Annotated in this window: 27 protein-coding genes; 10 read left to right on the top strand and 17 right to left on the bottom strand. The window is 60.6% G+C overall.

The features are described 5' to 3' along the window. Window positions 1–522, bottom strand: coding sequence for an adenine phosphoribosyltransferase (locus ACR42D_RS09335; protein WP_484566538.1), 522 nt, complete (start codon window positions 520–522; stop codon window positions 1–3). Window positions 523–635: 113 nt separating this feature from the next. On the opposite strand from ACR42D_RS09335, the gene rsmA reads away from it, so the two are divergent. The 10 genes from rsmA to ACR42D_RS09285 all read left to right on the top strand — a co-directional run bounded on the left by rsmA (window position 636) and on the right by ACR42D_RS09285 (window position 10612). After that, on the top strand, window positions 636–1421 hold the full coding sequence (gene rsmA, locus ACR42D_RS09330) for a 16S rRNA (adenine(1518)-N(6)/adenine(1519)-N(6))-dimethyltransferase RsmA (protein WP_484566537.1): 786 nt from the start codon (window positions 636–638) through the stop codon (window positions 1419–1421). Between the two features lie 273 nt (window positions 1422–1694). Continuing rightward, on the top strand, window positions 1695–1967 hold the full coding sequence (locus tag ACR42D_RS09325) for an HU family DNA-binding protein (protein WP_371385184.1): 273 nt from the start codon (window positions 1695–1697) through the stop codon (window positions 1965–1967). Between the two features lie 14 nt (window positions 1968–1981). Beyond that, window positions 1982–2152, top strand: coding sequence for a hypothetical protein (locus tag ACR42D_RS09320; protein WP_165610760.1), 171 nt, complete (start codon window positions 1982–1984; stop codon window positions 2150–2152). 183 nt (window positions 2153–2335) lie between these two features. Beyond that, the gene (gene rpsU, locus ACR42D_RS09315) at window positions 2336–2536 is read left to right on the top strand and encodes a 30S ribosomal protein S21 (RefSeq protein ID WP_484566536.1); all 201 of its coding nucleotides are present in this window, start codon (window positions 2336–2338) and stop codon (window positions 2534–2536) included. A gap of 3 nt (window positions 2537–2539) precedes the next feature. Beyond that, window positions 2540–2986: a GatB/YqeY domain-containing protein gene (locus ACR42D_RS09310; protein ID WP_484566535.1), complete on the top strand. Its 447-nt coding sequence runs from the start codon at window positions 2540–2542 to the stop codon at window positions 2984–2986. Between the two features lie 17 nt (window positions 2987–3003). Beyond that, on the top strand, window positions 3004–5301 hold the full coding sequence (locus ACR42D_RS09305; protein ID WP_484566534.1) for an endonuclease MutS2: 2298 nt from the start codon (window positions 3004–3006) through the stop codon (window positions 5299–5301). Between the two features lie 22 nt (window positions 5302–5323). Continuing rightward, a complete protein-coding gene (dnaG, locus tag ACR42D_RS09300) occupies window positions 5324–7081 on the top strand; it encodes a DNA primase (protein ID WP_484566533.1) in 1758 nt (585 codons plus the stop codon). Continuing rightward, window positions 7068–8819 (top strand): RNA polymerase sigma factor RpoD, encoded by a 1752-nt coding sequence (gene rpoD / locus ACR42D_RS09295; RefSeq protein ID WP_484566532.1) that lies wholly within the window; start codon window positions 7068–7070, stop codon window positions 8817–8819. The genes dnaG and rpoD overlap by 14 nt, the downstream gene beginning before the upstream one ends. Before the next feature lie 50 nt (window positions 8820–8869). Next, complete coding sequence (gene cbiB / locus ACR42D_RS09290) at window positions 8870–9823, top strand: adenosylcobinamide-phosphate synthase CbiB (RefSeq protein WP_484566531.1); 954 nt, start codon at window positions 8870–8872, stop codon at window positions 9821–9823. A 129-nt stretch (window positions 9824–9952) separates the two neighbouring features. Further along, window positions 9953–10612 (top strand): IS1595 family transposase, encoded by a 660-nt coding sequence (locus tag ACR42D_RS09285; RefSeq protein ID WP_484566530.1) that lies wholly within the window; start codon window positions 9953–9955, stop codon window positions 10610–10612. Window positions 10613–10856: 244 nt separating this feature from the next. Here the strand turns inward: ACR42D_RS09285 and proC are convergent, their stop codons facing one another. The 16 genes from proC to ACR42D_RS09205 form a co-directional block, all read right to left on the bottom strand. After that, entirely contained in the window at window positions 10857–11660 is an 804-nt protein-coding gene (gene proC, locus ACR42D_RS09280; protein ID WP_484566529.1) for a pyrroline-5-carboxylate reductase, read from the bottom strand. Further along, window positions 11660–12082, bottom strand: coding sequence for a nucleoside-diphosphate kinase (ndk, locus tag ACR42D_RS09275; protein ID WP_319584845.1), 423 nt, complete (start codon window positions 12080–12082; stop codon window positions 11660–11662). The genes proC and ndk overlap by 1 nt, the downstream gene beginning before the upstream one ends. Before the next feature lie 80 nt (window positions 12083–12162). Continuing rightward, complete coding sequence (locus ACR42D_RS09270; protein ID WP_484566528.1) at window positions 12163–12957, bottom strand: ABC transporter ATP-binding protein; 795 nt, start codon at window positions 12955–12957, stop codon at window positions 12163–12165. Beyond that, window positions 12954–13853, bottom strand: coding sequence for an ABC transporter permease (locus tag ACR42D_RS09265; protein ID WP_484566527.1), 900 nt, complete (start codon window positions 13851–13853; stop codon window positions 12954–12956). Before ACR42D_RS09265 ends, ACR42D_RS09270 begins: the two co-directional genes overlap by 4 nt. Before the next feature lie 130 nt (window positions 13854–13983). After that, the gene (locus tag ACR42D_RS09260) at window positions 13984–14934 is read right to left on the bottom strand and encodes an ABC transporter substrate-binding protein (protein WP_484566526.1); all 951 of its coding nucleotides are present in this window, start codon (window positions 14932–14934) and stop codon (window positions 13984–13986) included. A 327-nt stretch (window positions 14935–15261) separates the two neighbouring features. After that, complete coding sequence (gene fliM, locus ACR42D_RS09255) at window positions 15262–16239, bottom strand: flagellar motor switch protein FliM (RefSeq protein ID WP_371385196.1); 978 nt, start codon at window positions 16237–16239, stop codon at window positions 15262–15264. A gap of 390 nt (window positions 16240–16629) precedes the next feature. Next, window positions 16630–17874: a divergent polysaccharide deacetylase family protein gene (locus ACR42D_RS09250; protein WP_484566525.1), complete on the bottom strand. Its 1245-nt coding sequence runs from the start codon at window positions 17872–17874 to the stop codon at window positions 16630–16632. An 18-nt stretch (window positions 17875–17892) separates the two neighbouring features. Then, window positions 17893–19176, bottom strand: coding sequence for a S41 family peptidase (locus ACR42D_RS09245; RefSeq protein ID WP_484566524.1), 1284 nt, complete (start codon window positions 19174–19176; stop codon window positions 17893–17895). Window positions 19177–19224: 48 nt separating this feature from the next. Beyond that, a complete protein-coding gene (locus ACR42D_RS09240) occupies window positions 19225–20331 on the bottom strand; it encodes a murein hydrolase activator EnvC family protein (RefSeq protein ID WP_484566523.1) in 1107 nt (368 codons plus the stop codon). A gap of 6 nt (window positions 20332–20337) precedes the next feature. Beyond that, on the bottom strand, window positions 20338–20991 hold the full coding sequence (locus tag ACR42D_RS09235; RefSeq protein ID WP_484566522.1) for an endonuclease III domain-containing protein: 654 nt from the start codon (window positions 20989–20991) through the stop codon (window positions 20338–20340). Window positions 20992–20994: 3 nt separating this feature from the next. Then, window positions 20995–21855, bottom strand: coding sequence for a 50S ribosomal protein L11 methyltransferase (gene prmA, locus ACR42D_RS09230; RefSeq protein WP_484566521.1), 861 nt, complete (start codon window positions 21853–21855; stop codon window positions 20995–20997). An 80-nt stretch (window positions 21856–21935) separates the two neighbouring features. Continuing rightward, on the bottom strand, window positions 21936–22163 hold the full coding sequence (locus ACR42D_RS09225) for a hypothetical protein (protein ID WP_484566520.1): 228 nt from the start codon (window positions 22161–22163) through the stop codon (window positions 21936–21938). 65 nt (window positions 22164–22228) lie between these two features. Next, window positions 22229–23437, bottom strand: coding sequence for an acetylornithine/succinylornithine family transaminase (locus ACR42D_RS09220; protein WP_484566519.1), 1209 nt, complete (start codon window positions 23435–23437; stop codon window positions 22229–22231). 17 nt (window positions 23438–23454) lie between these two features. Next, window positions 23455–23913 (bottom strand): dUTP diphosphatase, encoded by a 459-nt coding sequence (dut, locus tag ACR42D_RS09215; RefSeq protein ID WP_484566518.1) that lies wholly within the window; start codon window positions 23911–23913, stop codon window positions 23455–23457. 254 nt (window positions 23914–24167) lie between these two features. Further along, entirely contained in the window at window positions 24168–25775 is a 1608-nt protein-coding gene (locus ACR42D_RS09210) for a sodium:solute symporter family protein (protein WP_484566517.1), read from the bottom strand. Further along, a complete protein-coding gene (locus ACR42D_RS09205) occupies window positions 25775–25909 on the bottom strand; it encodes a symporter small accessory protein (protein WP_484566516.1) in 135 nt (44 codons plus the stop codon). The genes ACR42D_RS09210 and ACR42D_RS09205 overlap by 1 nt, the downstream gene beginning before the upstream one ends. Window positions 25910–26285: the final 376 nt, after the last annotated feature.

Below are 26285 nucleotides of genomic sequence, written 5' to 3'. Positions count from 1 at the left end.
TTAGTCGATTTCAATGAGAAAATCATGTTTCACGCCGGCCGCGCGCATGACCTCGTCGCCGTCCAGAAAGGAGAGCTGGATGACGAAGCCCGCGCCCACGATCTCGCCGCCCGCTTCGCGGATCAGCTTGACCATGCCCTCGGCCGTGCCGCCCGTGGCCAGCAGGTCGTCGATCATCAGGACCTTGTCGCCCTCATCTATGGCGTCCACGTGCATGCATAGGGTGTCGGAGCCGTACTCCAGGTCGTAGGTCACGCAGCGGTTCTTGTAGGGCAGCTTGCCGGGTTTGCGGATGGGCACGAAGCCGATGCCCATCTTGAGGGCCAGGGGCGCGCCGAAGATGAAGCCCCGGGCGTCGGCGGCCACGATCTTGTCCGCGCCGCTGTCCTTGTACTTCTCGTACAACTGGTCGATGACGTGGCGGAAGGCCTTGGGCGTGCTCAAAATGGGCGTAATGTCGAAAAAGGTAATCCCTTTCTTGGGATAATCCGGGATGTCCCGGACATAATGGCGCAGATTCATGAATCCTCCTCATTGAATGAATACCGGGGATTCATACGTTTTCCCGGGAGATCGTGTCAATGCTGTTGCCAGCCGCACCGGGTTCCGCTATCCCCTGACGACGGAGAACGCACATGGCGCAACAAGACGGACAGCACCGGGCCAAAAAGAGCCTGGGCCAGAATTTTTTGACCGACCCCAACATCTGCCGCAAGATCGTGGACGCGCTCAACCCCGCGTCCGAGGACTATATTATTGAGATAGGTCCGGGGCAGGGGGCGTTGACCGAGCACCTGACCGAGGTCGGGGCGCGCCGTCTGCGCGTGCTGGAGATGGACGACGACCTCGCCGGGCGGCTCGAGGACCGCTGGCCGGAACTGGACGTGGTCCGGACCGACGCCCTCAAGTTCCCCTGGGCGGACCTGAACGGAACCGGGCCGTGCAAGATCATCGGGAACCTCCCGTACAACGTGGGTTCCAAGTTGATCTGGGATATCGTCAGCCGGGTGGAGACCCTGGAGAGGGCGGTCTTCATGGTCCAGCACGAGGTGGCCTTGCGGCTGACCGCCGAGCCCGGCACCAAGGCCTTCGGCGGACTGACCGCCTGGGTCCGCAACTTCTGCGACACGCGCTATCTGTTCAAGGTGCCGCCCACCGTCTTCCGGCCGCGCCCCAAGGTCGACTCGGCCGTGGTCCGCTTCGACCCGCTGCCGATTGAGGACCGGCCGGCCGCCCCGGAGAAGCTGGCCGGGCTGATCAAGATGCTCTTCCAGCAACGGCGCAAGCAAATCTCCACCATCCTCAAGAAACGCATGACCCCGGAAGTGGAGCAGTGGTTCCAGGATGAGGGCGTCAGCCCCTCGGCGCGCCCGGAGAGCCTCACTCCGGCGCAATTTCGTACACTTTCCTTAATATATTAGTACATTTTTTCACAAAGACCTATAAAATACCTGACCACCAGTACTGGAAAAGCGCATTTCGCACCCCAAAAAATAGGGGGGCAAAAGTCCCGGAAGCGCCATATAGCGTAGGTTTTTTCGTTTTTTTTCAGCACTCGGGCTGGACACGGGACGAAAGTTCATTTAAAGGCCAAGGGGTGAGTTGATGACGGAAACAAAGTGTAAGTCGTTTTGTGCTCTGGCTGCGCTTTAACAAATACCATCAGGTAATATTTCACCGAGGAGGAAGGACTGATGACAAAGGCAGAATTGGTTGTCAAAATCGCGGAAAAGGCCAACTTGACCAAGGCGAACGCCGAACGCGCCCTGAACGCATTCCTGGAGACCGTGGAAAGCACCCTGGTTTCCGAAGGCAAGCTGACCCTGACCGGTTTCGGCACCTTCGTCGTGGAACTCCGCAAAGCCCGCGTCGGCCGCAACCCCCGCACGGGTCTCGAACTCAAGATCCCCGAGACCAAGGTTGTCAAGTTCCGTCCCGGCAAGATCCTGAAGGACGCTGTTAAATAATTGGAGATAATGCGATGATTCACGGTGAAACCGTTCACAGTCCGCTGCCCATGGATCTTCCCTGGTGGATGCCCGACCATTTCGTCTTTTTCGGTGTCCTGTACATCGTCCTCGGCGTCATCGGTGTCGCCCTGGCGGTTACGGTCCTGCAGTCTCTGCGCGACGCGAAAAAGGCTGATCATTAGTCTCTGAATACAATGCATCGAAGGGCCTGTCCGGGTACTGCCGGGCAGGCCTTTTTACGTGGCGCGTTTTTGAGATTTGCCTGGATTTAATGGTTGCCTTTTCTCTTTTTTGTATATATGTAGTGTCTCTTATTTCGCTGGCCCGCCATATGAGCGGGCGGTTCACCGAGGAGGTGATTTTCATTGCCCGGAGTGTATTTTGACGACAACGACAATTTCGACGTTTCTCTGCGCCGCTTCAAGAAGCAGGTGGAGAAGGCCGGAATCCTGTCCGAACTGAAGAAGCGCCAGCACTACGAGAAGCCCAGCGTGCAGAAGAAGAAAAAGAAAGCTGCCGCCAAGAAAAGGCTCGCCAAAAAAATGCGCAAGATGCGCACCATGTAGATTATGAGTCTGTCAAAGCAAATAGACAAAGACTACATAGAGGCCTACAAGGCCAAAGCTACGGTAAAAGTGGCCGTCTTGAGACATCTCAAGACGGCCATTAAAAACCGTATGGTCGAGGACAAGAGCGATGCTCTGGCCGACGAGGTTGTGCTCGACCTCATCGCCAAGCAGGTCAAGCAGCGCAAGGACTCCTTCGATCAGTACACCAAGGCGGGAAGGGACGACCTGGCCAAGGTCGAAGCCGACGAACTCGCCGCTCTTGAAGTCTATCTTCCCAAGCAGCTGTCCGACGAGGAGCTTTCCGCCGCCATCGACAAGGCCATCGCCGATCTCGGGGCGTCCTCCATGGCGGACATGGGCAAGGTCATGCAGGCCGTGCTCGCCGCGTACACGGGACAAGTGGACGGCAAGAAGGCCAGCGCACTGGTCCGGTCCAAGCTCTCCTAACTCTCCAAGGTTCATCCATGGAGTCCAGAACTTTCCAGGTATTGGAGTTCCCCAAGATTCTCGGGGCATTGTCCGGTTTCGCCACATCCGAACCCGGGGCCGCCGCGTGTCTTGCCATCCATCCCTATGACACCCTTGAGTCCGTCCGCCGGGCAGGAACCCTGTTCGAGCAGGGCGCGTCCTGGGTGGGCGAGTCGGGGTTCCGCATGCGCGCCTTCCCCGAGTTGGGCGGTATTTTCCCGCACCTGGACAGCGAACTGGCCGTGCTCGACCAGGACGCGCTGTTTGCGCTCAAGGTCCTCCTGGACCTGGCCAAGGACGCCCGCGAATCCCTGGCCGGTTTCGAGGGGCGCGGCTGGGACGTGCTGGAAAGAGAACTCTTCAACTATGGCTGGCCGCAGAAGACCGTGTCCGGCATAGGACGCTGCCTGGACGCCGAAGGGCAGATCAAGGACGAGAGCTCCCCGAACCTGATGTCCGTGCGCCAGGAAATCCGGGCCATTCATCAGCGCTGCACCAAGCGCGTCAAGGACTTCATTCTCCAGGAAAATCTGGGCGCGGCCATGCAGGACGAGTTCATGACCGTCTCGTCCGACCGCTACGTGCTGCCCATCAAAGCGAATTTCAAGAACAAGACCAAGGGCATCATCCACGATTACTCGCAGACCGGCGAGACCTGCTACTTCGAGCCCCTCTTCCTCGTGGAGACCAACAACAAGCTCCAGGAACTCAAGCGCGAGGAGCGGGCCGAGGAATACAAGGTCCTGCAATACCTCACCGGCCTGGTGCGCCAGGAGCAGGACGAGGTCCGCGAGGCCTATGACGGTCTGGTCACCCTGGACGTGCTCATGGCCAAGGTCCGCCTGGCCGACGCCTACGCGGGCAGGACCATCGAGGTCACGGAGGAGGGCGCTCCCAAGCTGCTCAAGGCCCGCCATCCGCTTCTGGCCCTGACCGACGAATCGGTCCACCCCGTGAACATCGAGCTGCTGGACGGGCAAAAAGCCATGATCGTCAGCGGCGGCAACGCGGGCGGCAAGACCGTTTGCCTCAAGACCGTGGGCCTCATCGGCCTGATGGCCTTTTCCGGCCTGCCGGTCCCGGCCGCCGAGGGCAGCAGCCTGCCCCTGTGGGACGACATTTTCGTCATCATGGGCGACGAGCAATCCCTGGAGGAGAACGTCTCCACCTTCACCGCCCAGATCCAGTACCTGAAGCGGGTCTGGGACAAGGTGGACGACCATTCCCTGTTCATACTCGACGAGTTCGGTGCGGGCACGGATCCCACACAGGGCGCGGCCCTGGCCCAGGCGGTCATCGACTCCCTGCTGGAAAAGCGGGCCACCGCGTTCACGGCCACCCATTTTCCGGCACTCAAGGCCTACGCCATGGCCACCAAGGGCGTGCGTGCCGCCAGCGTGCTCTTCGACCCGTCCACCAAGAAACCGCTTTTCCGGCTGGCCTATGACCAGGTGGGCGCGTCCATCGCCCTGGACGTGGCCCGCGAGCACGGCCTGCCCGCCGCCATCCTGGAGCGGGCCGAAAAATATCTCCTGCTGGACGGTTCCGACACCTCCGCCGTGCTGGATCGCCTCAACGCCATGGCCGTGAAGAAAGAGGCGGAATTGGACGCCATCGAAGACGAGCGCGTGCGCATCGAAAAGAAGCGGGCCAATCTCGAACATAAATTCGAGAAGGAGCGCACCAAAATCCTCAAAGAGGTCCAGTCCAAGGCTCAGGACGTGGTCAAGCAGTGGAAAACCGAGCGCATCGGCCAGAAAGAGGCCCGCAAGAAGCTCCACCAGGCGCGGTTGCGCATCGAAGACATCGCGCCCGAGCGCAAAAAAGAACCCGTGTTTTCCTTCTCGGATATTGTCCCGGGCAAAAAAGTGTCGTATTTGGCATGGAACAAGTCGGGTACCGTGCTGGAAATCAACGAGAAAAAGAAGCAGGCCAAGGTCGATATCGGCGGCGTGGCCATGTGGGTCAAGGCCGACCATCTCGGCCCGGCCGACACCGCTTCACGCCCCATGTCCCAGCCCACGGGGACCAAGGCCGCGGCTCCGAGCGACCTTGTGGTCGAGGTGGACCTGCGCGGCCATCGGGCCGACGAGGCCATCAGCGAACTGGAACGGGCCATGGACGCGGCCCTGCGCAAGGGCGCGGGCAGGCTCGAGATCGTGCACGGCCGGGGAACCGGCGCGCTGCGTCGCGAGGTGCACGAATTTTTGAAGTACTATCCCGCTGTGGAGAATTTTTCCCTGGCCCCTGAAGACCGGGGCGGGGACGGCATGACCGAGGTAACGCTCAAGTAACGGCTTTGCCCGGAGGCGTCTGGTGGACAGAAGTGGTATCGAGGCCGTTAAGGCCCGGATCAATATCTCGGACGTAGTGCGCCGGTATGTTGACCTGAAACCGGTTTCGGGCCGGTGGATGGGCGCGTGTCCGTTCCATCAGGAAACCAAGCCCTCCATGTCCGTGAACGACGATGAGGGCTTCTTCTATTGCTTCGGCTGCCAGGCCTCGGGCGACGTCATCGATTTCTATGGGCGCATCAACGGGCTGGAATTCCGGGAGTCCCTGGAACAGCTGGCCGCCGAATGCGGGGTGGAACTGAGCCACGTGCCGCACGACCCGCACGCGGCAGAGCGCAAGGCAAAGAAGCAGATTCTCCTCGACATGCACGACGAGGCGAACCAGTTTTTCCAGCGCAATCTGTCCCTGGCCTCCGGGGATCATTGCCGCGGCTACCTGACCAACCGGGGGATGACCCCGGAGATGATCACCAAGTTCGGTCTGGGCTATTCGCCCGACGACTGGCACGGATTGGACAATTTTCTCAAGAGCAAGGGCCGCAACCCGGAATTGGGGGTTGAGGCCGGACTCTTGTCAAAAAATGAAAAAGGTAATATTTACGACCGGTTCCGTGGAAGATTGATCTTTCCCATTCAAAATTTATCGGGTCGGGTTATTGCTTTTGGCGGCAGAATAATTACAGATGGAGAACCCAAGTATCTGAACAGCTCGGATACGCCTATATACAAGAAGGGCGACCACTTGTATGGGCTCAGTCTGGCCCGGTCCACCATGACCCGCACCAAGCGGGCCATCCTGACCGAAGGATACATGGATGTGATATCGCTCCATCAGTTCGGCTACACCGACTCCTGCGGCGTTCTGGGCACGGCCCTGACGGCGGATCAGGTAAAGAGGTTGGCCGGATTTTGCTCGCGCGTCGACCTGGTCTTCGACGGCGACGGAGCGGGGCGCAAAGCGGCCATGAAGTCCAGCAGGATGATCCTGCTCCAGGGCGTGGCCTGCAAGGTGGTCCTCATGCCGGACGGCGAGGACGTGGACAGCCTGCTCCAGACCAAGGGAGCGGAAGGATTCGAGGCCTGCATGAGCGAGGCCCCGGACGGTTTGACTTTTTGCATGAACACCCTGCGGGAGGAGTACGCCCCCAGGGACATCATGGCGTGGGCCAAGAGTTTTTTGTCGGAATTGTCCGACGCGTCCTTGCGGGCGTTCTACCTGCCTCGCATTGCGAGCGGGCTCGGACTGTCGGAGGCTGATTTCAGGCGCGACGCGGGTGTGGGCACTCCGCAACAGCGCAATCCAAAGCATCAGCCTCGGCAGACGCAACGGGTCGAGCAACAGCAGCAGCCGGGTATGGGCGTGGGCAAGGACTTTACGGATGATCGGTATTTTTTACGGTTTTCTATCCAGTACCCGGAATATGTGCCGGAACTGGCCAAAAGGGGAATGACCCAGGTTCTTCGCACCCCATGGGCGCAGGCACTGTGGAACAAGCTCGAATCAACGCAGCAAGGCCAAGTTACGAGCCTGCTGAACGAACAGGAAAAGGGCTTTTACATCCAGTGCCGCGAGGAATTGCATACGAAAGTCCTTTCTGGCCGGGAATTGCTGAATGAGTGGGTTTACATCTGCGAGCAGATTGAACGCGGGTTAACAGATTTGGATAATCGCCAGCTCAACGAGTCTATCAGGCAAGCGTACGAAAGCGGCGACAACAAGCGCGCGCTGGAACTCTTGGCCCTGAAGAAGTCTCGTAGGAGGGATAATGAGCAACATTAAGGAAATCCAACAGATCAAAGCTCTTATCGCCGAAGGTAAGAAAAAGGGATTCCTGACATACGAAGAGTTGAGCAAGGCCCTGCCTTCCGACTACAACAGCCCCGACCAGCTCGAGGAAATCCACGCCATCTTCGACCAGATGGATATCGCCCTTGTCGATTCGGAAGATTCCGACAAGAAGCTGGTCGACGACGATGATGACAAGGAATTGGAATTCGACGATAACGAAGACGATTCCACCGAGTACGCCTCGCGTAGCACCGACCCCGTGCGCATGTATCTGCGCGAAATGGGCGCCGTGCCGCTCCTGGACCGCGAGGGCGAGGTCGTCATCGCCAAGAAGATCGAAAACGGCGAGATGGATGTCCTCTACTCCCTGGTGGAGGTCCCTGTGGCCGTCGAGGAACTCATTTCCGTGGGCGAGGACCTGGAAGACGGTCGCATCAAGCTCAAGGACGTGGTCAAGACCATCGAAGAGGACGACCCCTCCGAAGACGAGATGAACCAGCGCCAGCGGGTCATCTTCCTCCTCGCCGAAGTCAAGAAACTCTACGGCAAGAAAAAGAAGATCTACGAGAAGCTCGATTACTGCGCCTGCCTGGACAAGCGCGTGTACGGCGTGCAGCAGGAAATCCTCAGCTATAAAGAGGAGATCGTCACCCGGCTGCGCGACATCAAGCTGGAGAAGACCCTCATCGACCGGATCATCGAGACGGTCAACGACTACGTGCGCCAGATGCACAACTGCCAGCGCGACCTGTCCGCCTACGTCCTGTCCGTGGGCAAGACTAAGGCTGAGATCGAGGAGCTCTTCAAGCAGGTGGACGACCGCGAGATCAATCCGGTGGCCGCGTCCACCGAGTTGGGCATGACCGTGGAGGAGTTCTTCTCCTTCAAGGAAATGCTCGCGGGCAAGCTGGAGATCATGCACCGCCTGCAGGACAAGTGTTGCCACTCGGTGCACGACCTCGAAGAAGTCCTGTGGCGCATCAAATCCGGCAACCGGACCGCCATGCAGGCCAAGCAGGAGCTCATCCGCGCCAACCTGCGCCTGGTCGTGTCCATCGCCAAGAAGTACACCAACCGCGGTCTGCAGTTCCTGGACCTTATCCAGGAGGGCAACATCGGCCTGATGAAGGCCGTGGACAAGTTCGAATACCAGCGCGGCTACAAGTTCTCGACCTACGCCACCTGGTGGATCCGCCAGGCCATCACCCGCGCCATCGCGGACCAGGCCCGGACCATCCGTATCCCGGTGCACATGATCGAGACCATCAACAAGCTCATCCGCACCTCGCGCTACCTGGTACAGGAGCTCGGCCGCGACCCGTCTCCGGAGGAGATCGCCGAGCGCATGGACTACCCGCTGGAGAAGGTCAAGAAGGTCCTCAAGATCGCCAAGGAACCCATTTCCCTCGAGACCCCCATCGGTGACGAGGAAGATTCCAGCCTGGGCGATTTCATCGAGGACAAGAAGGCTACCGCGCCTGCCGAGGAAGTGGTCTCCACCAAGCTCAGCGAGCAGATCGCCTCGGTCCTGTCCGATCTGACCCCGCGCGAGGAGCAGGTCCTGCGCAAGCGTTTCGGCATCGGCGAGAAGTCCGACCACACCCTCGAGGAAGTGGGCAAGCTCTTCAACGTCACCCGCGAACGCATCCGCCAGATCGAGGCCAAGGCTCTTCGCAAGCTCCGCCATCCCGTGCGCAGCGCGCTGCTTCGGTCCTACTTCGAGAACTAAAGACCATCAGGGCCGGGAAGAGACTCTCTTCCCGGCCCTTTTTCTATCCAATGGAACATCCTGTCGCCGTCTTTCTCATTCCCGCGCTGGCCGTAATCCTGGATCGGCTCGTGGGCGATCCGGCCAGCTGGCCGCACCCGGTCCGTCTCATCGGCAAGGGGCTTGATCTCTTCGAGGCGGCCGCCCGCCGTACCGGCGTCAATCTCCGTGCGGCAGGGTGGGGAACCGTGCTCCTCTTCGCCTGGGGAGCCTGGTTCCTCGTGACTCGGCTCACGGCCATCCCGTCTCTCGGTCCGCTCCTGGCCCTCTATTTCGCCTACGCGGGCCTGGCTCTGGGCTGCCTGCTCAAGGACGCCCGGCGGGTGGCCGAACTCATTGATTCCGGCGACCTGCCCGCGGCACGCACGGCGCTGTCCATGCTCGTCAGCCGCGAAACCGCAACGCTCGACGCGCCCGCCATGCGCCGCACGCTGGCCGAGACGGTCAGCGAGAACCTCAACGACGGCTTCACCGCGCCCCTGTTTTACCTCGCGCTCTTCGGCCCGGGCGGACTGTGGGCCTACAAGGCGGTGTCCACCATGGACTCCATGTGGGGCTACCGCACGGACCGCTACATCCAGCTCGGTCAGGGCGCGGCCAAGACCGACGACATCCTGGCCTGGATCCCGGCCCGGCTGACCGCCTTTTTCCTGTTCCTGGCCGGCAAGCGGCTCGGCCTCAAGGCGGCCACCGCCCGTGGACGCTACCGCGACGACGCCCGCAAGATGGAGAGCCCCAACGCTGGCTACCCCATGGCCGCCACGGCCTGGCTTCTCGAAGGGCAGATGGGGGGTCCCACGGTCTATTTCGGAAAGATCAAGGACAAGCCGGAGCTCGGCCCGGCAGGTGCCGCATGGGACCACGCCAAGCTTCGCAAGCTGTTCAGGCTGACCGCGAGGACCGGCCTCCTGGCTGCTTTGGTACTCATTCCCGTGCTCGGGTTGATCCGATTGTTGTTCGCCTGACGGCGAATCGGGGGAAGGGAGGGGAAAACTTTTGAGAAAGTTTTCCCCTCCCTTCCCCCGAACCCCCATCCCTCCCTTTTTCAAAACTTTTGGGGCTGACATAGATCTCTCGTCGTATTAGGGGGGACTATGAGGCTAAAAAGATCGCGTTTGTCGGCTCATATATCCGGTCGTCTGATTGAGCATTTCGTTGCTGGCACCCCAGCCCGCACAGCCAGTGAACTGGTAGGTGTAAACCGCAACACCGCGATCACTTTTTATCAGAGATTACGGAAGATTATCGCAGAGCAGATGCCTTCCGTTGAGATGTTTGCCGGAGAGGTAGAAGTTGATGAGAGTTATTTTGGCGGCTATCGCCGTGGCATTCGAGGGCGGGGGGCTGCTGGTAAAGTCCCAGTATTTGGCATTCTTAAGCGCAATGGGATGGTGTACGCTGAAATAATCCCCGACACTAAAACCAAGACCTTGAAAGGGATAATCGACTTGCAGGTTCAGCCTGACAGCGTGGTGTATACGGATGGTTTGTCATCCTACAAGGTGCTCGATGTGTCTGAATTTAAACACTATCGTATTAATCATCTCAAACGCTATGTTGATGGGCATAACCATATCAACGGCATTGAGAACTTCTGGAACCAAAGTAAGCGCCATCTGAGGAAGTACAACGGTATTCCTCGCAAGTATTTTTGGCTGTATTTGAAAGAGTGCGAATTCAGGTTTAATTACGGCTCCCCAAAAGAGCAGTTATCTATCCTGAAAAAATGGATAAAAAGGCACAACGCGGCATAGTTATCTATGTCAGCCCCAAACTTTTTGTGTCGCTACGCGCGGTGAGGAGCGAGGCCGATGTACGTGCTGCTTCTCGGTACGTTCTGCATAGCCATACGCAAAAAAAGACACGCATCCGCTGACGCACGCCCTTGCCGAAGGCACACAAAAAGTTTGGGAAAGAGGGGGTTAGGGGGTACGGGGGGAAGGGGGAGAAGAACCCTTTTCAAAGGGTTTTCTCCCCCTTCCCCCCGATTATTATTCGCTATTGGTCGCCGAGTTCGATGCTGCGGTAGTAGGACTCGAAGACGCCGTCGATGATGTCGCCTTTGAGGGCCTGCCTATCGAAGTGCATAAGCGCGCGGATGGTGGTCCCACCGGGGGAGGTGACCATTTCGCGCAGTTCGGACACGGAGTGTTCGCTCTGGTCGGCCATGGTGGCGGAGCCAAGGAACAAGCCCTTGACCATCTCCACACTCTGCGGCCGGGTCAGGCCCAGGGCCACGCCGGACTCTATCATGGCTTCCATGAAGTAGAAGACATAGGCCGGGCCGGAGCCGATCACGCCGGTGAAGGCGTCGAAGAGCTTTTCCGGTAGCACGTGCGTCTGGCCGATGGAGGCGAAGAGCTCGGGCACGAACGCCTTCATCTCATCGGTCAGGTTTTCGTTGTCCAGGCAGATGGCCGACACGCCCAGGCCGACCAGGGCCGGGGTGTTGGGCATGATGCGCACTACGGGGCAGCGGTCCTCGGTCCACTCCTCGTAGGTGGACAGGGGGATGCCCGCGCAGATCGCGGTCAGGCATTTGCTCATGTCGAGCTGGGGCGTCAACTCCTTGACCACGGGTTCGGCGTGCTGCGGCTTGACGGCCAGGACGATGTAATCGCACGCCTTGGCCAGGTCGGTCGCGCTCTCGTGGATGATGAGCCCGTGTTCCTTGTTGAGCCGTTCGAGGTTGACCTTGTTGAAGTCCGCCCCGTGCAGTTCGATGTCGTCACGCGAGGCCAGCCCCTTGACTATGGCCGACCCCATGTTGCCTACGCCTATGAACCCGATTTTCTTTGTCATTATCCCACCAACTCGTCGTCGTTGAAGAAGTAGGCCACCTCGGTCTTGGCGGTGTCGGGACCGTCGGAACCGTGGCAGGAGTTGTTCTGGATGTTCTGGCCATAGGCGGCGCGGATGGTGCCGGGAGCGGCATCGGCCGGGTTGGTCGCGCCCATGAGGGCACGGTACTTCTCGATGGCGTTCTCGCCCTCGAGGCAGGACACCACCACCGGGCCGGAGATCATGTAGTCCACCAGCTCGCCGAAGAAGGGGCGTTCCTTGTGCACCGCGTAGAAGCCTTCGGCCTTGGCGCGGTCCATGTGGATCATCTTCATGCCTTTGATCTTGAGGCCGGAGTCGGTGATCATTTTCAGGATCTCGGCGATGAGGCCGCGCTCGACCGCGTCGGGCTTGATGATGGAAAAGGTCTTTTCGATTGCCATGGATGCCTCCGTTTGTCTGTTACTGTCTTATACGTGTCGGCAGCAATTTGCCAGCATATGGATATCGGCCCGCACCGGCCTCAACCCAACAACATCCGGTCTGAGACCCCCTCGTCTCCGCGCAGGCGCGAGAAACGCTCCAGGAGGTCTTCAACCTTGAGATTCTTCTTTTCCTCGCCTTCGATGTCCAGGACCACCTGTCCCCGATGGAACATGATCAGCCGGTTGCCCATGGTGATGGCCTGTTTCATGTTGTGAGTGACCATGAGGGTGGTCAGGTTCAGCGAGCCGACGATCTCGTCGGTCAGGTCCAGGACCATGCCTGCGGTCTTGGGGTCCAGGGCTGCGGTATGCTCGTCGAGCAGCAGCAGGCGGGGGCGGACCAGGGTGGCCATGAGCATGGTCAGGGCCTGGCGCTGGCCGCCGGAGAGCAGGCCGGTATGGGCCTTGAGCCGGTCTTCGAGGCCGAGGCCGAGGATGGACAGCTTTTCCCGGAAAAACTCGCGGTCGCGGCCCTTGACGCCCCAGGACAACCCTCGGGACTTGCCGCGCTTGTTGGCCATGGCCAGGTTCTGCTCGATGGTGGCCCCGCCGCAGGTGCCGAGCAGCGGGTCCTGGAAGACCCGGCCGATGAGGGAGGCGCGCTTGTGTTCCGGCCACTTGGTGATGTCATGGTCGTCCAGGACGATCTTGCCGGAGTCCACGGGGAACGAACCGGCAAGGGCGTTGAGGAAGGTGGACTTGCCAGCGCCGTTGGACCCGATGATGGTGATAAAGTCGCCGTCCTTGACCTCGAGGTTCACGCCGTTGAGCGCGGTGACCTCGTTGACGTCCCCCCGGTTGAAGGCCTTGGTGATGTTGGAGATGGAGATCATTTGGACCTCCCGGCCAGGAACTGGCGCTTCATCTTGGGCATGACCAGGGCGAAGACCACCAGGATGGCGGTGATCAGGTTCAGGTCGCTGGGGGTGATGGCGAACGAGCCGAGTTTGAGGCCGAGCGCCAGACCGATGGCCACGCGGTAGAGCACCGAGCCGAGCAGGGCGGCGATGAGCGCGCGGGTGATGGTCTTGTCCCCGAACACGGTCTCGCCGACGATGACCGAGGCCAGGCCCGCGACGATGGAGCCCACGCCCATGTTCACGTCTGCCGCGCCCTGGTTCTGGGCCACCAGCGCCCCGGAGGCGGCCACCAGCGCGTTGGATAGTCCCACGCCGAAGATGATGACGTTGTCGGTGTTCACGCCCTGGCTGGTGATCATCTGTTTGTTGTCGCCGGTGGCCAGGAAGGCCAGGCCGACCTCGGTATGCAGGAACCAGATGAGCACGATGACCACGGCGAAGCAGATCAGGCCGAAGAGCAGCGGGGTGGAGTGCTGGGGCAGCATGTTGGTGAAATTCACGAACCAGTCGACCACGGTGTCCTGCCCGAGCAGGGCCATGTTGGGCCGTCCCATGATGCGCAGGTTGATGGAGTAGAGCGCGATCATGGTCAGGATGGAGGCGAGCAGGTGGAGAATCTTGAACTTGGTGTTCAGGATGCCTGTGGCCGCCCCGGCCAGGAACCCGGCTCCTGCGGCCATGAAGATGGCCAGCAGCGGGGAGTAGCCCGAGGTGATGGCCACGGCCGAGACGGCCGCGCCCAGCGGCAGGCTGCCGTCCACGGTGAGGTCCGGGAAATCGAGCACCCGGAAGGTCAGGTACACGCCGATGACCATGAGGCCGTAGGCGAACCCCTGCTCGATGGCGCCGAAAAATGCGTAGAGAGTCATGTACTAATCCTAAATGGTTACCGAGCCGGACAGCGGCTGACGGGTCCGGCGAAAAAAAAGAAAAAGGCGCGTTGATGAAGCAACGCGCCTTGTATCGTTTATGGGCACGATTGGCAAATGCGTTTCGTGTTTACTCGATGACCTTGTTGGCCCGGTCGAGCACGGACTGGGGCACGGTCACGCCCATGGCCTTGGCGGCCTTCATGTTCACGTGCAGGTTGAGATCATGCAGGAATTCCACGGGCATGTCGGCGGGCTTGGCGCCGTCCACCAGGATGCGGGCGATCATGTCGCCGGTCTGCAGCCCCATCTTGTAATAATCCACGGCCTCGGCCGCGACGGCGCCGCGCGCCACGGAGTCCACGTCGCCGACGATGAGTGGCAGCTTGTTGTTCTCGCAGACCTTCACGGCGGACTCGATGGCCGAGACAACGGTGTTGTCGGTGCCCACATAGACCGCATCGCACCGGCCGACCAGGCTCTTGGCCGCCTGGTACACGCCGCTGGAGTTGGCGATGGTCGCTTCCTCCACGTTGATGCCGACCTTGGCGGCCTCCGCCTTCAGGGCCTTCAGGATGGGCACGGCGTTGGGCTCGCCCGAGTTGTAGATGATGCCGATGGTCTTGGCGTTCGGCACGAGCTCCCGGATCAGGGCCACATGGCGGTCCATGGGGCTGAAGTCGGACATGCCGGTGATATTCTTGCCATTGGTGTTGGCGAGGTCCTTGACCAGCCCGGCGGTGACGGGATCGGTCACGCCGGTGAAGACGATAGGCGTGTCGTGGATCTTCTGGGCGCAGGCCTGGGCCCCGGGGGTGGCGATGCCCAGGATTACATCCGGGCGTTCACCGATGATCTGGCCGACGATCTGGGTGTTGGTGGCCATGTTGCCCTGGGCGATGTGTACGTTGTAGTCGAAATCAATGCCCTTTTCCTTGAGACGGTCGGCCACGCCCTGGCGCATGGCGTCCAGGGCCGGGTGCTCCACGATCTGGGTCACGGAAACGACGTACTTCTCGCCGGCAAAGGCGGTGGAGGCGACCAGCAGGGCGGCCGCCAGGAACAACAATATCTTTTTCATGGGAAAACTCCTCCTCGAAGTGCTTTTCAAAAGGGAACTTTGACCGCACGGCACACTTTTCGTCAAGGCATTTTGATTTGGGAACGGTCAACAATAGGAATTACTCCCCCCGCGCCAAAGGCGCACACACGGGATGCAAGGGTGCGAACCCTATCGCTGCTGTCGCCATCTCTAGGGCTCGAAGACTCGCCAAGAGCTGCCGCTGCCCGCCGGAGGCGAAATCACACGACAAAATCCGCAAAGCGGCGTCATCATCTGATTTTAATCACTTTTCATAAAAAGGGCCGCGCGAAGCGGCCCTTTGAAATGCGTGTGAAACGGACGGGATCAGAAACGGATTTCCTCTTCCTTGATGACCTTGAAGGACTTGTTGCCCTTGACCCGGCCGGGCAGCCCCTGGAACTTGCGCACGCCTTCGACCTCGGCCTCGAGGAGCTCGTCCTCGTCGGTGTCGAGCAGAATGATGTCGCCCTCCTGGAGATAGAGCAGCTGGCGGCCGGAGATGGTGGTCCGGCCCAACCGCACGACCATTTCCACGGGCGTCTCCATGAGCCGCTCCTTGAAACGGTTGATCCAGACGTGGTCCACTTCCAGACGTTCGGACTGGAAAGAGGCGTGCAGTTTCGAGCGGATTGGCTCCATGGTGGCGTAGGGCAGACAGACGATGAGCGAGCCGATGGCATTCTCCAGTTCCACCTCGAAGGTGACCACGATGACGACATCCGACGGTGGCACGATGGCCGCGAACTGGGGGTTCACCTCGGTACGGACGAGCTCCACGTGGACTTCGTGTACCGGCTTCCAGGACTCCTCCATGTTGGCTAGGGCGATCTTGACCACGCGCTCGACAATGGCCTGCTCGATGGGCGTGAAGTCGCGGCCTTCGACCTTGGGCTGGCTGCCCGCGCCGCCGAAGAAGTTCTCGACCAGGGCGAAGACCAGGCGGGAATCAACCACCAGCAGGGCATTGCCGCGCAGGGGGTCCATCTTGAAGATGGATATGGAGGTCGGCACCGGCAGGGAGCGCATGAAGTCGCCGAACTTGGACATGTCGATGGAAATGGGGTTGATGTCCACCCGTTTGCGCATGGTGTTGGCCAGCGCATTGGTGCACAACCGCGCGAACCGGTCGTTGACGATCTCGAGCACGGGCATGCGGCCGCGAATGATCCTGTCCTGATTGGCCAGGTCAAACGAGACTACCCCGGTATCGTCCTCCGGTATCTCGGTCTCTGTCTCGACATCCCCTCCGGAAAGGCCCCGGAGCAGGGCATCAACTTCATCTTGTTCGAGGATTTTGCTCATCTGGACAAAGCCTCTTGTTCGCCGATCTTACGGCCCGTTTGACCGGCTGGTGCCGGAAAATTGAACTTCGCTAAAGAGTTAGCAAAAAACGGGCCGTCCCGTCTGTTTTTTATCGGCCGATTTCCCAAATTCCTTATACAGGTACATACCGTGCCATGGGTGCCTCTGGCAACGATTCGGCGGATTTTTCGCCCGATTTTACGTGAGATTGTTTAAACAAGTGCTGGAAATAGTCAAATATCAATATCAGCATGTTCGAATATTTCAACAAATTCAGTCTGATAAAATCCGCCGGATCGATATGGTGCTCACGCGGCAGGAACAAGACAGCGCAATGGGCAGGGGGCAACGATCCCGCCGATCAAAGCCGAAAACCGCCTGGACGGAGGGCTATTGAGTGGAAAGTTTCGACAGGGGAATGACCTGAATGGACTTGTCCCGGCTGTCCTGCCACTGCCTGAGGGCGGCCAATGTTTGCCGGTAGGGGTGGCCGATGGCTATGGCCCGGCCCTGCCGTTTGGCGACCCGTTCTGTCTTGCGCAGCTGGAGCAGGATGGCGTTCACGTCCTTGACGTTGTCCAGAAAGGTGTCCCGCTCGTAGAAGGGGATGCCCACGTTTTTGGCCGTGGCCCGGCCCACGCTCTTGCCCGAGGTCAGGCTGTCCAGGAAGAACAGGCCGTGGCGCTTGAACTCGGCCAGGGCCACCGCCATGCCCGGCCCGTTGGCCGTAAAGCGCGACCCCATGTGGTTGTTCACGCCGATGGCCTCGGGGATACGCTCAAGGTTCGCCTCGATGCGCTGCCGGATCTGGTCGCCGGTCATGGACACGAACAGGGCGTCGTCGCCGGGTTTTACCTTGGGGTAGCCCATGGGCTCCATGGGAAAGTGGACGAGCAGGTCGTGATGGGTGCCGGAGATCAGCCCCACGCATTCCCGCGTGTGGCTGGCGTGGGGCCAGACCGCGAAGGTCAGGGGCAGGTCGAGCCCGGCCAGCCCCTTGAGCACACCGTAGTTCTCGCCCACGTCGTCGATGACCACCACCAGCTTGGGCCCTTTGGCCTCGGGCAGGGCGATGATCTGCGGCGTGGCTTCGAGCAGCAGCCGGTGGGTGCGCATGCCGTTGATCTCGATGGCCGCCTCGGTGTCGCCGTTATCCAGCAGCACAGCATCGGGGAGCCGCTCGTAGAGCCGCTTGCGCAGGGTGACCAGGAACCGGTTCCGGTCCGTGACCTTGGGAAACTGGAGCACCTGATAGTGGTAGCCGCGTTCCTCGTATTGGCGCAGCTCCACGTCCACCAGGTCGAGGTCGCGCATCTTGAGGCCCAGGTCGCGCATGGTCTCGATGAGGGCCAGATCCGCCTGCTTGACCAGGTCTTCCATGTCGGAGGTGGCCTCTTCATAGACCTTGTCCGGGGTTTTGTCGGGCTCGGGCTCGGCCTTGCGTTCCTCGGCCACGGGCGCGATCACCTGGGGCGGCGGGGTCTTGGCGTTCAGGGCCATCCAGCCGAACCCGGCCAGGGCCAGGAAGGCGAGAGTGAACAGGCAAATGAGAGGACCGGGCCGATAGATTCGCTTGAGGAATCCATCGAACCCGGTCTTTTCTTCCGTCTTGTTGTCGGGAGCGCGATCGTCCATGGGCGCGGTCCGGCCTCCCTACTGGATTTCCTTCAGTCGGGGCAGGCTCTTGACCAGCTCCAGGGCCAAACGCAACTGGTTGTCGCGGGCCAGCATGTCCTTGGCCTTTTCCGCGTCCTCGTCCTTCTTGCGCTTGGCGGTCTTCTGGCCGTTTTCCAGATGGCCGCTCAGGTCCTTTTCGCGCACCGTGAAGCGGTCGCGCATTTCGTTTTCATCTTCCCGGGGCGCCTCGAAGGGGATGCGCAGGTCGGGATCGATGCCCTTGGCCTGGATGGAACGGCCGCTGGGGGTGTAGTAGAGCGCGGTGGTCAGCTTGATGCCGGAACCGTCGGACAAGGGGATGATTTGCTGGACGGAACCCTTGCCGAAGGAGCGTTCGCCCACGATCAGGGAGCGCTTGCGGTCCTGCAGGGCGCCGGCCACGATCTCGGAGGCCGAAGCCGAACCCGCGTTGATCAGGGTGACCATGGGCACCTTGACGTCGTCCGGGCTCTTGGTTGCAAAGAAGTCCTTGCGGTTGGCCGGGTCCCTGCCCTGGATGTAGACGATGGTGCCGTCCTGCAGGAAGGTGTCGGACACGGAGACCGCCTGGTTCAGCAGGCCGCCGGGGTTGTTGCGCAGATCGAAGACAATGCCCTTGAGGGGATGCTTCTTCTGGTACTCGGTGATGGCCTCGCGCAGGTTCTTGGTGGAAGACTCCTGGAACTTGGTCAGCCGCAGGTAGAGGTAGCCGTCCTCGAGGGACTGGGTCTTGACGTTGACGACGGGAATGGTCCCGCGAACGATGGCCACTTCAACCGGCTTGTTGGAATCCTTGTGCAGGATGAGCAGGGACACGGTGGTTCCCTTTTCGCCCCGGATCAGCTTGACCGCGTCCATGAGGGTCATTTCCTGGGTGGATTCGCCGTCGATCTCCATGATGATGTCGCCCGCCAACAGGCCCGCCTTGTAGGCCGGGGTGTCCTCGATGGGCGAGACGACGATGATGCGTCCCTGGTCCATGCTGATCTCGATGCCGATGCCGCTGAACTTGCCGGCGGTGTCCACCTGCATGTCCTTGAAGTCCTCGGGAGAGAGATAGGTGGAGTGGGGGTCGAGCTCTTCGAGCATGCCCTTGATGGAATTATCGATGAGATCCTTCTTGGTTACGGGCTTGACGTAGTTGCTTTCAACCAGGTCGAGCACCTGCGAGAAGGTCTTGAGCGCTTCGAATTGGTCCCCCTTGGCCGCTATGGTCTGGACCGGAGCGACGGTAAGGGTGAACAGAAGCAGAAAAGTGACTATCCAAAGCGTTACACGCATGAATGCCTCCCGAATAACGGAGTCCTAATGTGTTGGGTTAACGACAATTCATCTCAGGGCTGTTAACCAAGTTTCTGGGTTAATTGGTTTTTGATGAAAACGCAATTCAAAATACAGGCCAGGCCCATCCAGTTTGGGGAAATAGCCTACTGTGCCCAGGGGTTCGTTCTTCTCCACCTCCTGTCCGTTGCGTACAAACGTATCGGATAAGTAGGCGTAAAGACTGTAGTAATTATAACCGTGGTAGATGATGACCACGTGCCCGAATCCGCGCAGGGTGTCGTTGTGCACGACCTTGCCCCAAAATATAGATTGCACCGTGCTGCCGTCCGCGGCCCCGATGGACAGGCCGCGCACCGGCGGTTTGGCCTTGAGGTTGAACCCGGCCTCCAGCCGGCCTTGCACCGGCCAGGGCAGAGTACGCTTGTACAGGGCGAACCGCTTGGTCTTCTGCGACTGGAGCTGGTACTTGAGGTCCTCGATGGTGGCCAGGATCCCGGTCAGCTCCTCCTCCGCATTCTCCTTCTGTCTGTTGATTTTCTTTAGATTCTTGCGCAGGGCGTACTGGTTGCGGAGCAGGCGGTCCTTGCTCTGGTTCACCTGGGCCAGCTGGCTTTCGGCCTCCTCGGCCAGTTGGCGCTGGTTCTCCAGGTTCAGGGCGATCTTCTCGGAATTGGCCCTGGCCTCGTCCAGCTTGCGGTTGGTGGCTTCATAGATGTCCGCCAGCCAGTTGAAGCGGCGGTCGAACATGGCCCAGTCCTCCACGCCCTCGAAGCGCGAACGGACATTCTGCAAATGCACCGGCCACAGGGTGCGCATGAGCCCGGACAACTCCAGGGTAATGCGCTCCTTCTCCTTTTCCAGGGTGAAATGGTCCTGTTCGGCCTGGCGCTCGCTCTTACGGATGTCGGTCAGGATCGCTTCCTGGTCCCGGACGCGCCGTTTGAGCAGCTTGACGTCGTCCTCGATGTCCGACAACCGAGTGGAAATCTGCCCGGCCTTTTCGGTCAAAGCCCTGACCTTGCGTTCATTCTCGTCCGCCTTCTGGTGTTCCTTCTGCAGCGACTCGCTCAAGACCTCGTCCTGAGCCTGGGCACGGGCCAGGACCGGAAACAGCAGGATGCAACATACTGTCAGGACGAGAAATTTTCGCATGCGAGCCTATTGTTCAAGGAAAGGTTGAAGGGGGCAGGTGTCGCACAAACCGGCTTTCCTCCGGCACCAGTTCGCCCCCACGCGGACGATGAGGGCGTGATATTCGTTGTACAGTGCCACATCTTCCGGCAGGGCGTCCATGAAAATGGATTGCAGCCCATGGTAGTCTATGTCCTCCCAGGCCAGGCCGTGGCGGCTCATGAGCCGGGCCGTGTAGGCGTCGACCACGAAGGTCGGGAAATCCAGGGCGTAGAGTAGGATGCAGTCCCCGGTCTCGGGGCCGATGCCGTTGATGGACAGGACCTGCGGACGCAACTCCGAGAGCTCCCGGTCCTTCAGGGAAAGCAGGTCGAAGTCCGCTTCATCCTTGAGGAATTGCAGCAGGTTGTGAATCCGTTTGGCCTTGACGTTGTAGTACCCGGCGGGCCGGATCAGCTCGGCCAGCCTGGGGATGGACAGTTCGTACAGGGGTTCGGCCTCGAGCACGCCCGCGTCCTTGAGATTGTCCAGGGCCTTTTCCACGTTCTTCCAGTTGGTGTTCTGGGTCAGGATGGCCCCGATGGCGATCTCGAAGGGGGTCTCGCCCGGCCACCACTTGCTCGGACCGAGTTCGGCCAGCATGGCCTCATACATCCCCATGAGCATACCGTTCAGCCCCATGGGCTAATCCCCCAGTTTTTCCCAGACCAGGCAAATCCACTCGCCCTCGACGAACCGCTGGGGCTCGCCCAGGCCGCGCCGGGCGTACGCCTCGGCCACCGCGTCCGACTGCTTGTCGGCCAGGATACCGGACAGGACCAGGGAGCCGCCGGGCTTGACCCGGGGGATGATCTCCCCGGCCATCTCGATGAGCGGCCCGGACAGGATGTTGGCCACCACCAGGTCGAAGGTCCGTCCTTGCTCCACGCAGTCGATGGAGCCCACGGCCAAGCTCATGGCGTCGGACACGCCGTTGGCCTCCAGGTTCTCCACGGCGCAGACCACGGCCTGCGGGTCGATGTCCAGACCGATGCCGGTCAGGCCGAGCTTGGACAAGCCGATGCCGAGGATGCCGGACCCGGTGCCCAGGTCCAGGAAGGTCTGTCCCCCGGCGATGGTCCCGGACTGAACCAGCCTGCCGATGGTCGCCAGGCAGAGCGAGGTGGTGGGGTGATGACCGGTGCCGAAGGCCATCTTGGGCTCGATGACGATGTGGGTGTGCTCGCTGTCCCCGTCGTCCAGCCATGGCGGATAGATGCGGAAGGATTCCCCGCAATTGACGGGGACGAAAAAGTCCTTCCAGGCCATGGCCCAGTCCTCGGACTCCTGCTCGGACCAGGTCACGTCCGACTCGGGAAAGCGGGTCTGGAACTCCTTGACCATTTCGTGGCCCAGGGGGTGGTCCTCCAGGTACAGGGTGATCTTGCGGCCATCGCCCGCAGGGGTTTCCTCCCAGCCGTGGGGGACCTTGGAGGCGATGAAGACCCCGGCCTCGTCGGCGGTCTGTTCGGGGATGGTGAATTCGATTTTCAGCAGGGTGGACATGAAGCGGGTCCTTTCCTTGTAATATGACAAGGCCGGGAACATGCCCCGGCCTTGAATGGTTGCGCCATCAATAAGCCAAACTAGAATACCTTGTCGATGAACGAGCCTTTGCCCGTATACCGGAAGTCGTAGAGGGTAGCCTGCTCGGCCTGCCGCGCCGCGTCCGACTTAACTTCGGGCACGGATTTGACCTCATCCTTGGGCTGCTCGGTCCGGGTGACCTTTTCCAGCTCCTTTTGCTGTTCCAGTTCGTGTTCGCGCCGGAACAGGTACTCGGGCGTGGATCCTATGGGGGCGACGCCGCTCATGACTTGATACCTCAAATCAAAGAATACGCCTTCCCCTCCGGACGGTCAAGCCGACCGCCTCCCGGCTACGCCTCCACCGAGGCGAGGACCTCGTCCAGGGCGTCCATGAAGGCCAGAACGTCGTCCTCTGTGACGGTCAAGGGCGGCACCAGGCGCAGGATCGTGCCCTGGGCCAGGTTGCAGACCATCTTGTGCTCGAGCAGTCCTTTCCAGACCTCCGGGCCGTTCTTGGCCAACTCGATGCCGAAGAGCAGGCCCAGGCCGCGCGTCCCGGCAATGGTCTCCGGGTGCTTTTCCTTGAGCTTGGCGACCTGTTCGGCGATAAACCCGCCCATCTTCAGGGCGCGCTCGGCCATCTTCTCTTCAAGCATAATGTCCACGACCTTGGCGGCCACGGCCGAGACCACGGCCCCGCCCCCGAAGGTGGTGGCGTGGGAGCCGGGGGTGAATCCCTTGGCCACCTCGTCGGTGCACAGGACCGCGCCCATGGGCAACCCGTTGGCCAGCGCCTTGGCCGAGGTGAAGATGTCCGGGGTGATGCCGTAGTGCTGGTGCGCCCAGAACCGGCCGGTGCGGCAGACGCCGGTCTGGACCTCGTCCACGATGAGCAGGACGCCGTTTTCCTTGCACAGGGCCACGATGTCGTTGACGTAGTCCGTGGGCAGGGGGCGCACGCCGCCCTCGCCCTGAACCATCTCGATCATGATCGCGGCGGTGTGGGCGTTGATGGCTCCGCGCAGGGCGTTGACGTTGCCGAAGGGCACGGTCACGAATCCCTCGGGCAGCGGATTGAAGCCGTCCTTGATGGGGCCGAACTGGCCGGTGGCGGTCAGCGTGGACAGGGTCCTGCCGTGAAAGGACTTCTCCAGGGTGATGATCTCGTGCCGGTCCTCGTTGCGTACGGTGTGCATGTACTTGCGGGCCAGCTTGATGGCCCCCTCGTTGGCCTCGGCCCCGGAGTTGCAGAAGAAGACCTTGCCCGCCGCGCAGGTGGACAACAGCTTCTCGGCCAGGTCGAGCTGGGGCTCCTGGTAGAAGAGGTTGGAGACGTGGACCATCCTGCGGGCCTGCTCGGCCATGACCTCGGCCAGGTCCTCGCGGCTGTGGCCCAGGGAGCACACGGCGATGCCCGCCAGAAAGTCGTGGTACTCATTACCGTCCAGGTCGTACAGCCGGCAGTCCTTGGCCTTGGAAACGGCCAGGGGATAGCGGCCGTAGGTATTGCATAACAGGTTGGATTCCCGTTCTTTTATCGCTTCGAATGTATCGGACATTTTCGTTCTCTCTGCTATTAGTGTTTCCCTGTGGAGCCGAACCCGCCCGCGCCGCGCGCGGTCTGTCCGAGTTCCTCCACCGGGCTGATTATCGCTTGGAATACGGGCATGAAGACCAGTTGTGCGATGCGCTGTCCGCGCCTTATTCGTCGCACCTCGCCCGAGGTATTGAGCAGTGAGACCTTGATCTCCCCGCGATAGTCCGGATCGATGACGCCGACGCCCTGGCTGACGGTCAGCCCTTCCTTGGTGCCCAGCCCGGAGCGGGAGAACACGTATCCGGCCACGCTGGGTTCGCGGACCTCGATGGCCACGCCCGCCGGGATGGCGACCTTTTCGCCGGGACCGATCTCGATCTCGTCGGCGTCGATGCAGGCGCGCAGGTCCAGGCCCGCCGAATGTTCGGTGGCGTAGGCCAGTTCATTTTCTTGCCAAACCTCATGCAGGAACTTCACGTTCACGTCGATCTTGTTCATTGTGCGTCTCTATCCTTGTGTTGAACGAATGGTTGTTTATGTTCGCTTCAAAAGCAACTGTCAATAAACGGTCCTCAGTCCGCACCGAAGGTGCCTAAAGGAGTGCAGGGGTGCGAGCCCCTGCCCGCCGGAGGCGAAGTCACCCGACATCGCCGCGAAGCGGCTTTCCCAATAAAATTCTTCCAAAATTCGTAACAAAAAAAGCGCCGTCCCTTCCGGAACGGCGCCTTGTGATCACATCATTCAACCACGGATCAGCAGAGCCCTTCCCAGCAGAGTTCCAGGTGCTTCTCTTCGATTCGTCGAGTGGCCAGGCTGACGCCCACGGCCAGGACGAGGGAGACGGGCAGGGCGACCACGTTGGGGTCGACCCACTGCATGAGCCACATCCAGGAGCCGGGCGCGGCGTCGGCCACCAGGGTGGCCTTGCCGAACATGGCCTGGCACAGGCCGATGAAACCCGCTTCCTTCACATGGATGAAGAGCAGCCAGAACATGGAGAAGCAGAAACCGCCGACCATGGAGACCTTGGCCCCGGTCTTGGTCATGCCTTTCCAGTACAGGCCGAGCACGTAGATGGGCAGGAACGAGGCCGCGCACAGGCCGAAGAAGAAGGCCGTGGCGCGGGCGATGACCCCGCCGGGCAGCAGCCAGGCCCAGACCAGGGTGGCGATGATGGCCACGGTCACGCCGAGCCGGTTGAGCTTCATGGACGAGCCGTTGTTGCCCACGGTCACGTACTGCTCCAGGAAGTCGCGGGAGAGCGAGGTGCCGCCCACGTGGTACTGGGAGCTCATGGTCGACATGGCCGCCGCGAACATGGCCACCAGGAACAGGCCGGAGAACCAGCCGGGCATGATCTTGTCTATGTACAGCGGGATGATGGAGTCGAAGTTGCCCCCGGCCATGGTGATGGCGATCTTGCCGAACTTCTGGAAGAAAACCACGTTGGACAGGGCGCCGGTGACAAAGGCCACGCCGGTCATGAGCAGGATGAAGACGCCGCCGATGGCCACGGCCCGGTTGAGCTCGCGGTCGGAGGGCACGGTCATGTAGCGGATGGCCAGCTGCGGCTGGGCCAGCACGCCGATGCCCACGCCGTAGATGATGGTGGTGTACACGGTCAGGCCGATGGGCGACTGGAAGTTCGGCCCGGTGGTCCAGCCGGTCAGGCCGCCCTTGGCCAGCTTGGCCGGGATCATGCCCACCATGTCGGTCAAGGCCTGGTGGGCCTCGGTCACACCGCCGAGCAAGCTATAGGTGGTGACGATGAGGATGAGCATCATGACAGCCATGATGGTCCCCTGGAACGCGTCGGTGTACATGACGGCCTTGAGCCCGCCGGTGACCACGTACACGGCCACGATGGCGGTGACGATGAGCAGCCACACGCCGTAGGTGACGGCCGGGAAGGCCACCTCGAGCATGCGGCAGATGCCGATGAGCACGGCGGCCGCGTAGACCGGGATGAACACAAAGATGACCACGCCGGAAAACTGCTGGATGAACTTGGAGCCGTACCGCCTGCCCAGGAATTCGGGGAAGGTGTGGGAGTCGAGCGCCAGCCCCATGCGCCGGGTGCGCTTGCCGAAGAAAACCATGGCCACGAAGATGCCCACGAAGATGGTCAGGAAGGTCAGCCAGAGCAGGGACATGCCGAACATGCCCGAGACGCCGCCGAAACCGACGATGGCCGAGGTGGAGACGAAGGTCGCCCCGTAGGACATGGCCAGGACGAACGGGTTCATGCTGCGTCCGGCGAGCATGTAGTCCGTGGACTCCCGGGTTTTGAGCCAGGCCCGGTAGCCGAGATAAAAAATAATCCCGAGGTAGATGAGGACGCCGATGAGTTTACCGGTCATTACTTGCCCCCTCCGGTTTTGTCGGTGCCCTTGTTGTTCCAGTTCACAATTCCGTAAACGACGCACAGAACCGTGGCCCCCACGGACAGCCAGAAGGCCAGCGCGATCTCCACACTCCCCAATCCAAGCATCATGATTTTGCCCCTCGGTTGCGGGTCTCAAGCGCTTGGGCCGCAAATAAAAAGGGCCGCAAGCTTGTCGCCTGCGGCCCTGGTTGTGTATGAAACTATTGGTCAGCTACACGCACACCTCGAAACCGCAGGCGCTTCTAAAAAAGCGAAAGCTAAAAAAGAAAAAGAAACGGATGCGGTTCTGGTGCGTTTGCATGGAGGACTTATTAGCCGGGAACCCTGCGAAAGTCAAGGGGAACCCGGAGTCAACGAGCGGAGAGAGGGGGCGGGACCGGTCTCGCCGGATCAATACGTTCAGCCTATCGTTCGAGACGCTTTGCAAATATATACATTTCCTGTAAATTCAATATGTTGAAACTTATCTTGACAGATAATAGGA

The sequence above is a fragment of the Pseudodesulfovibrio sp. lm2024 genome (assembly GCF_051175575.1).
Taxonomy (GTDB): domain Bacteria; phylum Desulfobacterota; class Desulfovibrionia; order Desulfovibrionales; family Desulfovibrionaceae; genus Pseudodesulfovibrio; species Pseudodesulfovibrio caledoniensis.
Note: the sequence above shows the minus strand (reverse complement) of the source record. Positions and strands in the feature narration are given on the sequence as shown.

What these genes read in the sequence shown, in the direction of transcription:
- ACR42D_RS09335 (WP_484566538.1), bottom strand. Translation starts at nt 522, where the DNA reads ATGAATCTGCGCCATTATGTCCGGGACATCCCGGATTATCCCAAGAAA.
- rsmA (WP_484566537.1), top strand. Translation starts at nt 636, where the DNA reads ATGGCGCAACAAGACGGACAGCACCGGGCCAAAAAGAGCCTGGGCCAG.
- ACR42D_RS09325 (WP_371385184.1), top strand. Translation starts at nt 1,695, where the DNA reads ATGACAAAGGCAGAATTGGTTGTCAAAATCGCGGAAAAGGCCAACTTG.
- ACR42D_RS09320 (WP_165610760.1), top strand. Translation starts at nt 1,982, where the DNA reads ATGATTCACGGTGAAACCGTTCACAGTCCGCTGCCCATGGATCTTCCC.
- ACR42D_RS09310 (WP_484566535.1), top strand. Translation starts at nt 2,540, where the DNA reads ATGAGTCTGTCAAAGCAAATAGACAAAGACTACATAGAGGCCTACAAG.
- ACR42D_RS09305 (WP_484566534.1), top strand. Translation starts at nt 3,004, where the DNA reads ATGGAGTCCAGAACTTTCCAGGTATTGGAGTTCCCCAAGATTCTCGGG.
- rpoD (WP_484566532.1), top strand. Translation starts at nt 7,068, where the DNA reads ATGAGCAACATTAAGGAAATCCAACAGATCAAAGCTCTTATCGCCGAA.
- cbiB (WP_484566531.1), top strand. Translation starts at nt 8,870, where the DNA reads ATGGAACATCCTGTCGCCGTCTTTCTCATTCCCGCGCTGGCCGTAATC.
- ACR42D_RS09285 (WP_484566530.1), top strand. Translation starts at nt 9,953, where the DNA reads ATGAGGCTAAAAAGATCGCGTTTGTCGGCTCATATATCCGGTCGTCTG.
- proC (WP_484566529.1), bottom strand. Translation starts at nt 11,660, where the DNA reads ATGACAAAGAAAATCGGGTTCATAGGCGTAGGCAACATGGGGTCGGCC.
- ndk (WP_319584845.1), bottom strand. Translation starts at nt 12,082, where the DNA reads ATGGCAATCGAAAAGACCTTTTCCATCATCAAGCCCGACGCGGTCGAG.
- ACR42D_RS09270 (WP_484566528.1), bottom strand. Translation starts at nt 12,957, where the DNA reads ATGATCTCCATCTCCAACATCACCAAGGCCTTCAACCGGGGGGACGTC.
- ACR42D_RS09265 (WP_484566527.1), bottom strand. Translation starts at nt 13,853, where the DNA reads ATGACTCTCTACGCATTTTTCGGCGCCATCGAGCAGGGGTTCGCCTAC.
- ACR42D_RS09260 (WP_484566526.1), bottom strand. Translation starts at nt 14,934, where the DNA reads ATGAAAAAGATATTGTTGTTCCTGGCGGCCGCCCTGCTGGTCGCCTCC.
- fliM (WP_371385196.1), bottom strand. Translation starts at nt 16,239, where the DNA reads ATGAGCAAAATCCTCGAACAAGATGAAGTTGATGCCCTGCTCCGGGGC.
- ACR42D_RS09250 (WP_484566525.1), bottom strand. Translation starts at nt 17,874, where the DNA reads ATGGACGATCGCGCTCCCGACAACAAGACGGAAGAAAAGACCGGGTTC.
- ACR42D_RS09245 (WP_484566524.1), bottom strand. Translation starts at nt 19,176, where the DNA reads ATGCGTGTAACGCTTTGGATAGTCACTTTTCTGCTTCTGTTCACCCTT.
- ACR42D_RS09240 (WP_484566523.1), bottom strand. Translation starts at nt 20,331, where the DNA reads ATGCGAAAATTTCTCGTCCTGACAGTATGTTGCATCCTGCTGTTTCCG.
- ACR42D_RS09235 (WP_484566522.1), bottom strand. Translation starts at nt 20,991, where the DNA reads ATGGGGCTGAACGGTATGCTCATGGGGATGTATGAGGCCATGCTGGCC.
- prmA (WP_484566521.1), bottom strand. Translation starts at nt 21,855, where the DNA reads ATGTCCACCCTGCTGAAAATCGAATTCACCATCCCCGAACAGACCGCC.
- ACR42D_RS09225 (WP_484566520.1), bottom strand. Translation starts at nt 22,163, where the DNA reads ATGAGCGGCGTCGCCCCCATAGGATCCACGCCCGAGTACCTGTTCCGG.
- ACR42D_RS09220 (WP_484566519.1), bottom strand. Translation starts at nt 23,437, where the DNA reads ATGTCCGATACATTCGAAGCGATAAAAGAACGGGAATCCAACCTGTTA.
- dut (WP_484566518.1), bottom strand. Translation starts at nt 23,913, where the DNA reads ATGAACAAGATCGACGTGAACGTGAAGTTCCTGCATGAGGTTTGGCAA.
- ACR42D_RS09210 (WP_484566517.1), bottom strand. Translation starts at nt 25,775, where the DNA reads ATGACCGGTAAACTCATCGGCGTCCTCATCTACCTCGGGATTATTTTT.
- ACR42D_RS09205 (WP_484566516.1), bottom strand. Translation starts at nt 25,909, where the DNA reads ATGATGCTTGGATTGGGGAGTGTGGAGATCGCGCTGGCCTTCTGGCTG.